General features: G+C 62.1%; 12 protein-coding genes and 6 tRNA genes. 13 read left to right on the top strand and 5 right to left on the bottom strand.

Going from position 1 to position 13,269, the window contains the following annotated elements; translation table 11 throughout:
- Window positions 1-67: 67 nt before the first annotated feature.
- Entirely contained in the window at window positions 68-910 is an 843-nt protein-coding gene (locus tag ACZ9XP_RS00770) for a class II glutamine amidotransferase (protein WP_465187855.1), read from the bottom strand.
- Window positions 911-1,088: 178 nt separating this feature from the next.
- Between ACZ9XP_RS00770 and ACZ9XP_RS00765 the strand changes: the two genes are divergently transcribed.
- Together ACZ9XP_RS00765 and hslO are read left to right on the top strand one after the other, a co-directional pair.
- A complete protein-coding gene (locus ACZ9XP_RS00765) occupies window positions 1,089-1,673 on the top strand; it encodes an MFS transporter (protein ID WP_147683655.1) in 585 nt (194 codons plus the stop codon).
- The gene (gene hslO / locus ACZ9XP_RS00760; RefSeq protein ID WP_147683653.1) at window positions 1,670-2,548 is read left to right on the top strand and encodes an Hsp33 family molecular chaperone HslO; all 879 of its coding nucleotides are present in this window, start codon (window positions 1,670-1,672) and stop codon (window positions 2,546-2,548) included. The genes ACZ9XP_RS00765 and hslO overlap by 4 nt, the downstream gene beginning before the upstream one ends.
- A gap of 58 nt (window positions 2,549-2,606) precedes the next feature.
- On the opposite strand, the gene ACZ9XP_RS00755 is transcribed toward hslO, so the two are convergent.
- The 3 genes from ACZ9XP_RS00755 to ACZ9XP_RS00745 all read right to left on the bottom strand — a co-directional run bounded on the left by ACZ9XP_RS00755 (window position 2,607) and on the right by ACZ9XP_RS00745 (window position 5,578).
- The gene (locus tag ACZ9XP_RS00755; RefSeq protein ID WP_147683651.1) at window positions 2,607-3,467 is read right to left on the bottom strand and encodes an HDOD domain-containing protein; all 861 of its coding nucleotides are present in this window, start codon (window positions 3,465-3,467) and stop codon (window positions 2,607-2,609) included.
- A gap of 68 nt (window positions 3,468-3,535) precedes the next feature.
- Window positions 3,536-4,621 carry an aminotransferase class I/II-fold pyridoxal phosphate-dependent enzyme gene (locus ACZ9XP_RS00750; protein WP_465187854.1) on the bottom strand — a complete coding sequence of 362 codons (1,086 nt, stop codon included), beginning with the start codon at window positions 4,619-4,621 and terminating at the stop codon, window positions 3,536-3,538.
- A gap of 63 nt (window positions 4,622-4,684) precedes the next feature.
- Window positions 4,685-5,578: an alpha/beta fold hydrolase gene (locus ACZ9XP_RS00745; protein WP_147683649.1), complete on the bottom strand. Its 894-nt coding sequence runs from the start codon at window positions 5,576-5,578 to the stop codon at window positions 4,685-4,687.
- A 57-nt stretch (window positions 5,579-5,635) separates the two neighbouring features.
- Between ACZ9XP_RS00745 and ACZ9XP_RS00740 the strand changes: the two genes are divergently transcribed.
- Window positions 5,636-6,481 carry an AraC family transcriptional regulator gene (locus tag ACZ9XP_RS00740; RefSeq protein ID WP_147683647.1) on the top strand — a complete coding sequence of 282 codons (846 nt, stop codon included), beginning with the start codon at window positions 5,636-5,638 and terminating at the stop codon, window positions 6,479-6,481.
- Between the two features lie 115 nt (window positions 6,482-6,596).
- On the opposite strand, the gene guaB is transcribed toward ACZ9XP_RS00740, so the two are convergent.
- Window positions 6,597-8,060, bottom strand: a complete 1,464-nt coding sequence (gene guaB, locus ACZ9XP_RS00735) for an IMP dehydrogenase (RefSeq protein ID WP_017508596.1) — start codon at window positions 8,058-8,060, stop codon at window positions 6,597-6,599.
- Window positions 8,061-8,197: 137 nt separating this feature from the next.
- Here guaB and ACZ9XP_RS00730 point away from each other — a divergent pair, with 137 nt between their 5' ends.
- From ACZ9XP_RS00730 to hmpA, 10 genes are all read left to right on the top strand, one after another.
- Window positions 8,198-8,596, top strand: coding sequence for a DUF4124 domain-containing protein (locus ACZ9XP_RS00730; RefSeq protein ID WP_147683643.1), 399 nt, complete (start codon window positions 8,198-8,200; stop codon window positions 8,594-8,596).
- On the top strand, window positions 8,596-10,398 hold the full coding sequence (gene uvrC, locus ACZ9XP_RS00725; protein ID WP_465187853.1) for an excinuclease ABC subunit UvrC: 1,803 nt from the start codon (window positions 8,596-8,598) through the stop codon (window positions 10,396-10,398). Before ACZ9XP_RS00730 ends, uvrC begins: the two co-directional genes overlap by 1 nt.
- Window positions 10,399-10,415: 17 nt before the next feature.
- On the top strand, window positions 10,416-10,997 hold the full coding sequence (pgsA, locus tag ACZ9XP_RS00720) for a CDP-diacylglycerol--glycerol-3-phosphate 3-phosphatidyltransferase (protein WP_017508599.1): 582 nt from the start codon (window positions 10,416-10,418) through the stop codon (window positions 10,995-10,997).
- Between the two features lie 97 nt (window positions 10,998-11,094).
- A tRNA-Gly gene (locus ACZ9XP_RS00715) sits at window positions 11,095-11,170 on the top strand.
- A gap of 25 nt (window positions 11,171-11,195) precedes the next feature.
- A tRNA-Gly gene (locus ACZ9XP_RS00710) sits at window positions 11,196-11,271 on the top strand.
- A 25-nt stretch (window positions 11,272-11,296) separates the two neighbouring features.
- Window positions 11,297-11,372 (top strand) — tRNA-Gly (locus tag ACZ9XP_RS00705).
- 25 nt (window positions 11,373-11,397) lie between these two features.
- Window positions 11,398-11,473, top strand: a tRNA-Gly gene (locus ACZ9XP_RS00700).
- 25 nt (window positions 11,474-11,498) lie between these two features.
- Window positions 11,499-11,574, top strand: a tRNA-Gly gene (locus ACZ9XP_RS00695).
- 50 nt (window positions 11,575-11,624) lie between these two features.
- Window positions 11,625-11,698: transfer RNA gene (locus ACZ9XP_RS00690), tRNA-Cys, on the top strand.
- Between the two features lie 329 nt (window positions 11,699-12,027).
- Window positions 12,028-13,242, top strand: a complete 1,215-nt coding sequence (hmpA, locus tag ACZ9XP_RS00685) for an NO-inducible flavohemoprotein (RefSeq protein WP_465187852.1) — start codon at window positions 12,028-12,030, stop codon at window positions 13,240-13,242.
- Window positions 13,243-13,269: the final 27 nt, after the last annotated feature.

The raw sequence follows: 13,269 nt of genomic DNA, 5'->3' as shown, positions 1-13,269 counted from the left end.
GGTGGCTCATTTCTTTAGCATACGGTGCTATCGAAACGGCTGGCCAGACCTGTACGGTGCAATGTGGCTAGCCTTGCGCTGGATCAGATGATGCTGCGTCATTCCCGCAGCAGTTGGCCGGGCGTGTGGCGGGGAGGGTGATGCTGCTGCGCCGTACCACGCCATCGACGAACAGGGCCAGCTCGCCGTCCTGCATGGCGGTCCAGGTTTCGTTATCGGTCAGCGGTACGGTGGCAATCACCGCTACGCGGTCGTCCGGCGTGGTGACGGTGGAAAAGTCCACCGTGACATCGTCGTCTACCAGGTGGGCGGTGGGGAACGGCGCCTTGCGCACGATGTAGTGCAGCTTGGTGGAGCAGTGGGTGAACAGCCACTGGCCGTTGGACAACATGAAGTTGAACACGCCGTAGCCGCGCAGCGTGGCGGCCAGGCCTTCGATGGCATCAAACAGCTCATCCAGCGAGGGCTGCTGGCACCAGCGCTGGCGCAGCTGTTCCATGATGTAGCAGAAGGCGGCCTCGGAGTCGGTGCTGCCTACCGGGTTGTAGTGGCAGCCGGTGTCGGGCTGGAAGCCTGCCAGGTTGCCGTTATGGGCAAAAATCCAGTACTGGCCCCAGATCTCGCGCTGGAACGGGTGGCAGTTGGCCAGGTTTACCTCGCCCTGCGTGGCCTTGCGGATGTGCGCGATCACGTTTTCCGACTTGATGGGGTACTGGCGTACCAGCGCGGCCACCGGCGAATCGGCCGAGGGTTTGTCGTCCAGGTACAGGCGTACGCCTTTGCCCTCGAAAAAGGCAATGCCCCAGCCGTCGGCGTGGTGGTCGGTCAGCCCGCCGCGGCGGTGGAAGCCTTCAAAGGAAAACAGGATGTCGGTGGGCGTATTGCAGTTCATGCCCAAAAGCTGGCACATGGGGGTGTCCGTGTTCAATAGATGGCCTATTGTTTCATGCAGGGGCGGCTGCGCCAAGCGCCATGCGGCCAACGGGCTGCCTTGGGGTGGGCTTGTGATTTATGAGAAAATCCCGATATGTGTTTTCCGGGGCCGGCCAGCCATGTAGCGGCAGGCCCGATGTAACCGAAAGGCAGGCATGACCACCATCGTTGTTGTAAGCAAAGGGGCAGAGATTGCCATTGCGGCCGACAGCCAGACCACGTTTGGCGACGACCAGAAGCTGCTGGCAGCCTACGACGTGCACAGCAACAAGATCTTCAAGCTGGGTGACAGCTACCTGGCCATTGCCGGCTCGGCTGCGCACGACCTGGTATTGCAATCGGCACTGAAAGGCATGAAGTCGCGCGACTTCAGCAGCCGTGCCGGCTTGTTCGAGACCTTTCGCAAGATCCACCCCAAGCTGAAAGACCACTTCTACCTGCGCCCGGAAGAGGAAGAAGACGACCCGTACGAGTCCAGCCAGATGATGGTGCTGGTGGCCAACGCCCACGGCATCTTTGGCGTGTACCCCATGCGCGAGGTGTACCAGTTTGCCCGTTATTGGGCCATCGGCTCGGGGCGCAAGTTTGCCATGGGCGCCATGCACGCCCTGTTTGATACCGACATGACAGCCAGCCAGATTGCCGAAGCGGCCATCCGTGCCGGCTGCGAGTTCGACGCCAGCTCTTCGCTGCCGTTGACGATTCACACTATTCAGAAAGAAAAGGACACCCGCTCATGAGCCAACACGATACGCTGCAACGCTTCCTGTTTGACGGCATCCCCGTTCGTGGCGCACTGGTGCGCATGGACAGCGCCTGGCAGGAGGTGGTGGCTCGCCATCAGTACCCGCCCGCCATTCGCCATGTGTTGGGCCAGATGCTGGCGGCCAGCAGCCTGCTGGCGGCCAACCTGAAGTTTGACGGCACGCTGATCATGCAGCTGCACGGCAAAGGCGCGCTGCGCCTGGCTGTAGCCGAATGCACCAACGACCGTACCGTGCGTGCCACCGCCCGCTTTGACGACGGTATTACCGATGCCCCGCTGGCCGAGCTGCTGGGCGAGGGGGGCACTTTTGTCATCACGCTGGAGCCCAAAGACGGCGAGCCGTGGCAGGGCATTGTGGCGCTGGAAGGCGACAGCATTGCCGCCATGCTGCAAAACTACATGCAGCGCTCCGAGCAGCTGGAAACCCACCTGGTGCTGGCCTGTAACGACGACACTGCCGCCGGCCTGCTGCTGCAGCGCCTGCCCGATGGCCATGGCGACGCCGAAGGTTGGCCGCACGTGAAGGCGCTGGCGGAGACCTTGCAGCAAGACGAGCTGCTGCAGCTGGATGCGCTGGATATCCTGTACCGCCTGTATCATCAGGACGCCGTGCGCATTTTCGACCCGGCCCAGGTCAGCTTTGCCTGCAACTGCAGCACCGAGCGCGTAGGCGATATGCTGAAGCTGCTGGGCGGGGAAGAGGTGGCCGGGGTGGTGCTGGAACAGGGCAGTATCGAGGTGGGCTGCGAATACTGCGGCCAACGTTACGTGTTTGACGACGAAGATGTAAACGCCCTGTTTGGCATGGACGTGGTGGCCGCGGTGCGCGCCGAGCAGCAGCGCCACTAATATCTGCGGCCGTAAAAACAAAACCCGCCGTGTGGCGGGTTTTTTTGTGCGCGCTGGCTTACAGGCCGGCGTGGATGCGGTCGTGCATCTCGTCTACCCAGTCTTCAAACTCCACTTCGTGCATGCCCAGGTAGGCAATCAGCTCTTCAGCGCGGTCTTTCCAGCCCGGGTCGCCGTTCTGGTCGGTACTGGTACGCCAGATGTGCTGTGAGGCACGGGCAACGGCAATCATCATTTTATGGCCGTGATCCAGCAGTTCGTCGTTGCTGTCCTGGAACAGGTCGGGGTTGTGCTGCAGCAAAATTGCCTGGCCAAAGTCTTCCGGCATGTGCCAGGTACGTGCTACCAGGTAGCCCACCACGTCATGGCTGGTGCCGTGGAATTCTTGCTCGATTTTGCTGATCTGGCGGTCGCGTGCCTGGGTAATCAGACGCAGCGTGCGTTCGTAGTTGGGGTAGCGCATCAGCATCACGGCAATGCCGCAGCTACGGAACAGCGCAAAGCTCTGGCATTCGTCTGCCGGGCGGCCCAGCTTTTCGCACAGGCTGGCGGCGATGGACGCCTCGTGCATGGTGCGCTCCCAGAACTGCTCGATGACTGGCGGGTTCTGGCTGGTCAGTGTGAGGCGCAGCAGCAGGCCGTGCACCAGATGAACGATATTGCGTTCGCCCAGCAGGTTGACGGCTTGCATGATGGAGGTCAGGGTGCGGCCGCTACCAAAAAACGGGCTGTTGGCCGCTTTCAGGATGGCGGCAGACAGACCCAGGTCGCTGCCGATGATATCGGCCACGTCCATCAGGCTCATGTCCGGGTTGCTGCGCAGGGCTACCAGCTTGTCCAGAATTTCCGGGCGAGGCGGGATAACCAGGTTGCGCACCAGGTCGGCGGTGGTGCTGGCGTCGAATTGAGGGACCTTCATTGCTAAGGATCCGGTATAGGCTGGGTTATAGGAATTTCAACTTATTCTAGCAGTGAAGGCCGGCTATTTCATGGCGAAATCAGTGTCTGGATCACCTTTTTTGTCAGCGAGTCGGGGTGGGCGGTAATGCGCAGAATGTGCTGCATGGCAGGGTGGGGCGGGCGGTGTACGGCAACGCCTTGAAGCCACAGCGCTTTTTGCCGCGCCAGTGCTGCATCAGCATCGGCATAGACGATGGACAGGAAGTTGGTATGCGACGGAATGACGTGCAAGCCGCCTGCTTGTAGCGCCTGCTGCAGTGCATCGCGCAGGGTCAGCGTCTCGGTAATCAGCTGCTGGCTGCACTCGGGCTGGTCCAGCGCAGCCACGGCAGCGGCTTGTGCTACGCTGGAGGTGCCGTACTGGGTGCGGATCTGGTCGGCCTTGGCCACCCATTCTGCCGGTGCCAGCGCGTAGCCAATGCGCAGGCCGGCCAGGCCGTGTGCCTTGGACAGCGTGCGCAGGCGGGCGGTGTCGGGCAGCGTGCCCTGGCGCTCGGCCTGGTCGCAAAAATCAATATACGCTTCGTCCAGCAGCAGGAAGGTGTCGGCAGGCAGGGCGGCGCGCAGCGCGGTGATGTCGGCCAAGGGCAGGTAGCTACCGGTGGGGTTGTCCGGGTTGGCCAGGTACAGCAGCGCGGCCTGGTGCTGCTGCGCGGCGGCCAATAGCGCGGGCAGATCGTTTACCAGGCTATCGCCGTGCTGCGCATACGGTACCTCCACGATATGCGCGCCCACGCCTTCGGCAAAATAACGGAAGGTGGGGTAGGTGCCGGCGGTGCACACCACCACGTCGCCCGGCGATACCCGTGCGCGCAGGAAGAGCGCAATCAGGCTATCGGCCCCGGCGTCTACCACCACGTTGGCCGCTTCCACGCCATTCAGCGCGGCGGCGCGCTGACGGATGGCGCCGGCGTACGGGTCCGGGTACAGCCGGGCCAGCTCGTACAGGGCTTCGCCCCATTGCTGGCTGACGGTGTGGCCGGCAATGGCCATGCTTTCATTGGAGCCGATGCGGCTGTCAATGCGGCGGCCTATCAGGGCCTCTAGCCGAGGCAGGCCGGGGAAAGGGTTGTTGATGGTGACGTCTTGCAGGTGGCGGGCGTAGCGTGGCATGGCGGTATCCATAAAAACTGATGGCATGACACTAAGGCAAAACGCGGCGGCGTGCCATGCCGCTTATTTATAAGTAAAGAACGCGGCCAACGTATCGGCCAGCGCGGCGGGCTGCTCCCACTGGATCATGTGGCCAGCGTCGGCAATGGTGGTTTCCGTCAGCTGTGCAAAGCAGGTGCGGCGCTCGGGCAGGGTGTCGAACACGCCCTTGGCCATGGGGTGGTCCCACATATCGCCGCCGATTACCCACAGCACCGGCGCGCTGATGCGCTGCCAGCAGGCTTTGGCTTCTTCCAGCCGGTACAGCACGGGGTTCACCATCTTGTGGCGCGGATCGGCGCGGTATTGCAGCTGGCCATCTTGCTGATGGCACAGTGCGGCGGCCATGTGCTGTGCGTGGGCGGTGGCCATGCGCGGGTTGCGCGCCTGCAGTTTGGTGGCGACCTCGTCCAGGCTGGCCAGTGCGGCAAAGGCGGGGGCTTGCTGTTTTTCGCGCAGCCAGCGTGCGTAGCGGCCGGGTGCCTCGGCGGGGCGGGTGGCGGCCAGGCCAAAGCCTTCTACCAGCGCTAGCCGCGCCACGCGATCGGGGCGGATCCCGGCATACAGGCCGGCCACCATGGCACCCATGCTGTGGCCGATAAGGTTGGCCGCACGGTGCGGGCTGTAGTGCTGTAGCAGTGCATCCAGGTCGGCCAGGTAGTCGGGCGAGTAATAGCTGCCGTGGTTCCACGCGCTGTGTCCGAAGCCGCGCCAGTCGGGAGCCACGATTTGCCAGCCGCCAGCCAGGCGGTCTGCCACAAACTGGAAGGTGTCGGCGCAGTCCATCCAGCCGTGCAGCATCACCAGCAGTGGCGCCTCGGGCGGGCCCCAGCGGCGAATGTGGTAGGCGTGGCCGTTGAGTGTGTGCCACTCGCTGCGTGGCGGCTGTTGTGGCTGGTAGGGCGGGGTGGGGTGCATGCAGAATCGCAACCTGAATCAATCGGAGGCGCCTAGTGTACGCACAGGAGGACACAGATGACGAGTAGCGACACCCGCCAGCGCCATGTACAGCGTGTTCTGCAGGTGGTGCATTACCTGTGGCAGCACCCGCAGCAAGACACGCCGCTGGCGCTGCTGGCCGAGATGGCGCATTTTTCGCCTTATCACTTTCACCGCACCTATGTGGCGGTGATGGGCGAGAGCGTGCACGACACGCGGCAGCGTTTGCGCCTGCAGTTGGCCGCATTGGCACTGCGCCGCCAGCCCTTGGTGCCGTTGCAGCAGATGGCGCGGCGTGCCGGTTATGGCAGTGCGGCCGCGTTCGTTCGCGCGTTTCGTCAGGCCTATGGCATGCCGCCGGGGCGCTATCGTCAGCACTGTGTCTTGCGCCTGCAAACCTTGTCCCGATTGGAGAATGCCATGTACACACCTGAATGCCGCACCCTTGACCGCGCACTGGCCCTGGCGGCCCTGCCGCACCGTGGCGACTATATGCAGATAGGCCAGGCTTTCGAGCGCCTGGGTGCGATCGCTCGCCCTTGGCTGGGGCTGGATAGCCGCTGGTACGGTATCTATCTGGACGACCCGCGCGTGGTGCCGGTTGACCAGCTGCGCTCGGCCGCCTGTCTGACGCTGCCGCCTGGCGTTAGCCTGCCTGACGGGCTGGACGCGTGGCGCATCGAGGCCGGCCGCTACGTGGTGATTTGCCACCGTGGCCCGTACAGCGAGCTGGAGCAGGCTTATGGCTGGCTATACGGTGTGTGGCTGCCCGCCAGTGGCGAGCAGCTGGCCGACCGGCCGTGTGTCGAGGCGTACCTGAATTCGCCGCAGGATACGGCACCGAAAGACCTGCTGACCGAAATCTGGGCACCGCTGGTGTAGCTCGCCAGGCGGGCTTGCTTGCCGTTGCGCATGCGCTTGGCGGCTGCAAGGTATGCACCCAAAGAAAAACCCCGCAGCGTGCTGCGGGGTTTTTGCGGCCAACCTTGGCGCGGGCTTAGCGGCCCACGTTGTAGTTGGGTGCTTCTTTGGTGATCTGTACGTCGTGCACGTGCGATTCACGCATACCGGCGGAAGTGATTTCCACAAAGCCGGCTTTTTCGTGCATCACGTCGATGCTAGGGCAACCCAGGTAGCCCATGGACGAGCGCAGGCCGCCCACCAGCTGGTGGATAACCTGGGCGATCGGGCCCTTGTACGGTACGCGGCCTTCGATACCTTCCGGTACGAACTTGTCGGCAGCGTTGGAGCTGTCCTGGAAGTAGCGGTCGGCCGAGCCCTGGCTCATGGCGCCCAGGCTACCCATGCCGCGGTACGATTTGTAAGAGCGGCCCTGGAACAGCTCTACTTCGCCCGGAGCTTCTTCGGTACCGGCAAACATGCCGCCCAGCATCACGGCGTTGCCGCCGGCTGCCAGTGCCTTGGAGATATCACCGGAGAAGCGGATGCCGCCGTCGGCGATCATCGGTACGCCGGTGCCTTTCAGGGCTTCGGATACGTTGTGAATAGCGGTCAGCTGCGGTACGCCGACACCGGCCACGATACGGGTGGTGCAGATGGAGCCGGGGCCAATGCCCACTTTCACGCCGTCAGCGCCAGCGGCCACCAGGGCCAGGGCGGCTTCGGCAGTAGCAATGTTGCCGCCGATCACGTCTACCTGCGGGTAGGTTTCCTTCACCCATTTCACGCGGTCCAGCACGCCCTGGCTGTGGCCGTGGGCGGTATCGACCACGATTACGTCCACGCCGGCAGCCACCAGCGCTTTTACGCGCTCGTCGGTGTCGCCGCCAGTACCGACGGCAGCGCCCACGCGCAGGCGGCCCTGGCTGTCTTTGTTGGCGTTAGGGTGTTCGCTGGTCTTGATGATGTCCTTGACGGTGATCAGGCCTTTCAGCTCGAAATCGTCGCCAATCACCAGAACGCGTTCCAGGCGGTGGGTGTGCATCAGCTCGCGGGCTTCTTCGATGCTGGCACCTTCCTTCACGGTAACCAGGCGCTCGCGCGGGGTCATGATGCTGGCTACCGGCTGGTCCAGGCGGGTTTCGAAACGCAGGTCGCGGTTGGTTACGATGCCGACTACCTTGCCATCCTGGATCACCGGCAGGCCGGAGATCTTGTGCTGGCGGGTCAGCAGAACCAGGTCGCGTACCAGCATGTCCGGGGCGATGGTGATCGGGTCTTTCACCACACCACTTTCATGACGCTTGACCTTGGAAACCTCCAGGGCCTGTTTTTCGGCGCTCATGTTTTTGTGGATGATGCCGATGCCACCTTCCTGGGCCATGGCAATCGCCAGGCGCGACTCGGTCACGGTATCCATGGCGGCGGAAACCAGTGGCAGGTTCAGGCTGATGTTTCGGGTAAGACGGGTGTGGAGGGCAACGTCACGCGGCAGTACTGCAGAATGGGCCGGGACGAGGAGAACGTCGTCGAAAGTGTAGGCTTTCTCGATGATGCGCATCTTCGCGTTTCCTTAGGCGGCAAAAACGCATTATACCGACCTGTCGCCCCAAGTGCAAAATGTGATGGCGGTTTTGCCTATAGTGTGCATGCAGTGTATAAAGTGGCCGTTTGCTGCTGACTGCAAAGACGGTTTTCATGAGAAAAGACATAGTGATAGCAGCGCTGCTGCTGGCTGCCTGCGGCATGGCCCAGGCCGAGGTCTACAAATGGGTAGATGCCAACGGCCGCGTGGTATTTTCCGACCAGCCGCCGCCAGGCAAAAAAGTAGACAAGATCAAAGTCTACCCGGGGGGTGTGCAGGCGCCACGCCAGGCAGCCTCTGCGCCGGCTGCGGCGCAGGGTGCCGCCGGCTTGGACGCGGATGTGAAAGCGCTGAACGAACGCATAGAAAAGCACAACCGCGACGTGAAAGCGCAAAACTGCAAAACCGCCCAGGCCAACCTGGCCGCGCTGGACCGCCCCGGTGCCAAGGCGGGGCGCGAAGACATGCTTAAACGTGCGCGTGAGGAAGTGCAGATCTGGTGCGGTAAATAATGCAGCCTGCTTTTGATTACCGGCCGGTACTGGCCAGCCTGCCAGGCTTGCCCGGGGTGTATCGCATGCTCGATGCCTCGGGCAATGTGCTGTATGTGGGCAAGGCCATCGACCTGAAAAAGCGCGTTAGCTCCTATTTTCAGAAAAACGACCTGAGTCCGCGCATCCAGCTGATGGTGGCGCAGATCGCCAGCATCGAAACCACGGTGGTACGTAGCGAAGCCGAAGCGCTGATCCTGGAAAACAACCTGATCAAGGCACTGGCGCCCAAGTACAACATCCTGTTTCGCGACGACAAATCCTATCCCTACCTGATGCTGTCCGGCCACGCCTACCCGCAGCTGGCCTATTTTCGCGGCGACCCGAAAAAGCCGCATCAGTACTTTGGCCCCTATCCCAACGGCTACGCGGTGCGCGAGAGCATCCAGATCCTGCAAAAGGTGTTTCGCCTGCGTAGCTGTGAAGACAGTGTGTTCAGCAACCGCTCGCGGCCCTGCCTGTTATTCCAGATCAAGCGCTGCACCGCGCCCTGTACCGGCGAAATCAGCGCTGAGGCCTACCGCGAAGATGTGCGCGGTGCCGTGGCGTTCCTGCAGGGCAAACAGAACGAGCTGATCGATGCGCTGACCGAGCGCATGTTGGCCGCATCGGAATCGCTGGCGTTCGAGCAGGCGGCCGAGCTGCGCGACCAGATCCAGGCGCTGGCACGGGTGCAGGAAAAACAGTTCATCAGCAGCAATACCAGCCAGCTGGACGCCGACGTCGTGGCCATTGCCGCGCACGGCGGCCTGGTGTGCGTGAACCTGGTAATGATTCGTGGCGGGCGCCACCTGGGCGACAAGAGCTTCTTTCCGCAGAACGCCGACGAAGCCTCGCTGGCGGCCAGCCTGGAGGCTTTTCTGGCGCAGCATTATCTGGGCGTGCCGCTGCCTGCTGTCATTATCCATAACGAACAAGTATCGCCCGAGCTGCAAGCGCTGCTGATCGAGCAGGCAGAAAAGCGCCTGGCCTTTGTCGGCAACCCTATCGGCGAGCGCCGCGTGTGGCTGGAGATGGCCGAAAAAAACGCCCAGCTGGCCATTGGCCAGAAAATACTCAGCGTGGCCGGCCAGCAGAGCAGGTTGGCCGCACTGGCCGAGCTGATGGAAGTCGAGCAGGTGGCGCGGCTGGAGTGCTTCGACATCAGCCACACGCTGGGCGAGGCCACGGTGGCCTCGTGCGTGGTGTACGACCGTGGCGGCATGCAGCCGTCGGAGTACCGCCGCTTCAATATTGAAACCGCAGCGGCGGGCGACGATTACGCCGCCATGCGCGAGGCACTGACTCGCCGCTACAGCAGGTTGGCTGCAGAAGAAGGCAAACTGCCGGACGTGCTGCTGATAGACGGCGGCAAGGGGCAGGTGGGCGTTGCGCTGGAAGTGCTGGCCGAAGTCGGGGTAGACGTACCTATCGTGGGCGTGGCCAAGGGCGAGGAGCGCAAGCCGGGTCTGGAAACGCTGATCGTGCCGCATCTGCAAAAGACGTTACAATTGCCGCGCGATCACGCCGCCCTGCACCTGATACAAACCGTGCGCGACGAGGCACACCGCTTTGCCATTACCGGCCACCGCGCCAAACGGGCCAAAGCGCGTACCTCGTCCACGCTGGAAGACATACCGGGGGTGGGCCCCACGCGCAGGCAGCGCCTGCTTACCCGCTTTGGCGGGTTGCGCGGGGTGGTGGCAGCCAGTATCGACGACCTGGCCCAAGTAGACGGCATCAGCCGTGCGCTGGCCGAAAAAATTCATAATGCACTGCACTAGCACACCAGAGCCGACACATGCCCTTTAACCTGCCCATTCTATTAACCTGGCTGCGCGTAGCCCTTATTCCTGTCTGCGTGGCGGTATTCTTTCTGCCGGATAGCGTGCTGCTGCAGCATCACCGTAATAGCCTGGGGGCCTTTATTTTTGGTCTGGCTGCCGCCACCGACTGGCTGGATGGCTACCTGGCACGCCGCCTGGGGCAGACCTCGGCCTTTGGCGCGTTTCTAGACCCGGTAGCCGACAAGCTCATCGTGGCCGCCGCGCTGATCCTGCTGGTAGAGCTGGGCCGTCTGGAAGGCTGGATGGCCATGATCATCATTGGCCGCGAAATCGCCATTTCGGCACTGCGCGAGTGGATGGCCGAGATGGGGCGCCGTGGCAGTGTGGCGGTGGCGTATATCGGCAAGCTGAAAACCGCCGCCCAGATGGTGGCGATTTTGCTGCTGCTGTACGCAGGTCCGCTGGTGCCGGGGTTGAGCACCATGCTGGCAGGAAAATTATTCATGATTGTCGCTGTCATATTGACTTTGTGGTCAATGGTTTATTACCTGCAGATGGCAGCGCGGGAATTCTCAGGCAAAAAAATTGATGTTTGAGTGTTGACACCCCCGAAAAGATCATTATAATTCGCCTTCTCTTAACGACGCAGCGACGGAAACGACGCAGCAGTCATTAAGAAAAACCAAGTTTTATGCGGGAATAGCTCAGTTGGTAGAGCGCAACCTTGCCAAGGTTGAGGTCGCGAGTTCGAGCCTCGTTTCCCGCTCCATAAAACTTAAGCAGCACCATGCGACGCGGGAATAGCTCAGTTGGTAGAGCGCAACCTTGCCAAGGTTGAGGTCGCGAGTTCGAGCCTCGTTTCCCGCTCCATAAAATTTAAGCAGTACCATGCGACGCGGGAATAGCTCAGTTGGTAGAGCGCAACCTTGCCAAGGTTGAGGTCGCGAGTTCGAGCCTCGTTTCCCGCTCCATAAAATTTAAGCAGTACCATGCGACGCGGGAATAGCTCAGTTGGTAGAGCGCAACCTTGCCAAGGTTGAGGTCGCGAGTTCGAGCCTCGTTTCCCGCTCCATAAAACTTAAGCAGCACCATGCGACGCGGGAATAGCTCAGTTGGTAGAGCGCAACCTTGCCAAGGTTGAGGTCGCGAGTTCGAGCCTCGTTTCCCGCTCCACAGATTGTTCAAATTGTTTGAATGGTTTAATGTTCAGGCAATCAAGTTTTGGCGCGGTAGCAAAGCGGTTATGCCCCGGATTGCAAATCCGGTCAGTCCGGTTCGACTCCGGACCGCGCCTCCAGATAAAGCCCGATAGATCAACGATCTGTCGGGCTTTTCTCATTTTATCCCTCCGCGCATGACGCAGCCTTGCTGAAACCGCTAGCCCGCCACCTTGGCCGCGTGACCTTGGTCCTGGGCACTGTGTGCTTGGCCTGCTGGCCGTGTTTTGCCATCAAGCAGGGCAGGTTGGCCGTATAAGGTGCGACACACATCTGGCAATCATGGCTTGCCTGGCTAATCTTTAAGATGTATATTTTGCACATCTTAAAGAGCAGGCGCAGTGGCTTTGTCATGGCACCTGGCTTTTCATCTTAAAGATGCATTTTTAACTCATCTATTGGAGCCATCATGCTGGATATCGCCACCCGCCAACTCGTCAAAGCGACCGCCCCCGTGCTGAAAACACACGGTGTGGCACTGACCCGCCATTTTTATGCCCGCATGTTCCAGCACAACCCGGAGCTGAAGCAGATCTTTAACCAGGGCCACCAGCAAGCTGGCAGCCAGCAGCAGGCGCTAGCCATGGCCGTGGCGGCTTACGCCGAGCACATCGACAACCCGTCGGTGCTGGCGCCAGTGCTCACGCTGGTGGCCAACAAGCACGCCAGCCTGGGGATTCGTGCCGAGCATTACCCGGTGGTGGGTCGCCATTTGCTGGCGTCCATTGCCGAGGTGCTGGGCGACGCTGCCGATGAGGCGCTGCTGGCGGCCTGGGCGGCCGCCTACGGCCAGCTGGCCGACCTGCTGATTGCCGAAGAAGCCGCCTTGTACAAGCAGGCTGCTACCCAGCCCGGCGGCTGGAGCGGCTGGCGCGCCTGCCGTGTGGTGCGCAAGGTGGCAGAAAGTAGCGAGATCACCTCGTTTTATCTGCAGCCTGCCGATGGTGGCGCGGTGCCGGCCTACCTGCCGGGCCAGTATGTCACCGTGCGGGTGAGGGTGCCGCAGCTGGGCATCATGCAGCCGCGCCAGTACAGCCTGTCGTGTGCGCCTGGTGGCAGCAGCCTGCGCATTTCGGTCAAGCGCGAAGCCGCCACGGCGAATAGCCCGGCCGGCATGGTGTCCAATGTGCTGCACGACACGGTGGAAGAAGGCGCACTGATCGACGTGGCACCGCCCATGGGCGACTTCCGGCTGGATACGGCCGCCGATACACCGGTGGTGCTGGTGAGCGCCGGTGTCGGCATCACGCCGATGATCGCCATGCTGGATGCGCTGTTGCAGGCTGGCAGCGTACGCCCGGTGCAGTTTCTGCACGCCTGCCGCAGCCCGTCTGTACAAGCGTTTGGCCCGCACCTGGCCAAGCTGGCAGCCGAATACCCGCAGCTACAGCTCACCGTATGGTACGAGCATGCCGATAGCGTGCCAGCACAGGCAACTGTGGCGACAAGGGTTGGCCGCATGCAGCTGGCTGCGGCCAACGTGCTGCCGCATGCGCAGTACTACTTGTGCGGCCCGCTGGCCTTCATGCAGGCGCAGCAAGCCAGCCTGCTGGCGCTGGGTGTACCGGCGGCCCACATCCACGCCGAGGCCTTTGGCACCGGTGGTAACGGCCTGTCGGCCTAAGCCCCGTGCTGCCTGCCGCCTGGTTTT

The organism is Vogesella perlucida (assembly GCF_979366545.1).
The sequence above is the reverse complement of the archived record's forward strand: the minus strand, read 5'-3'. Positions and strand labels throughout refer to the sequence as shown.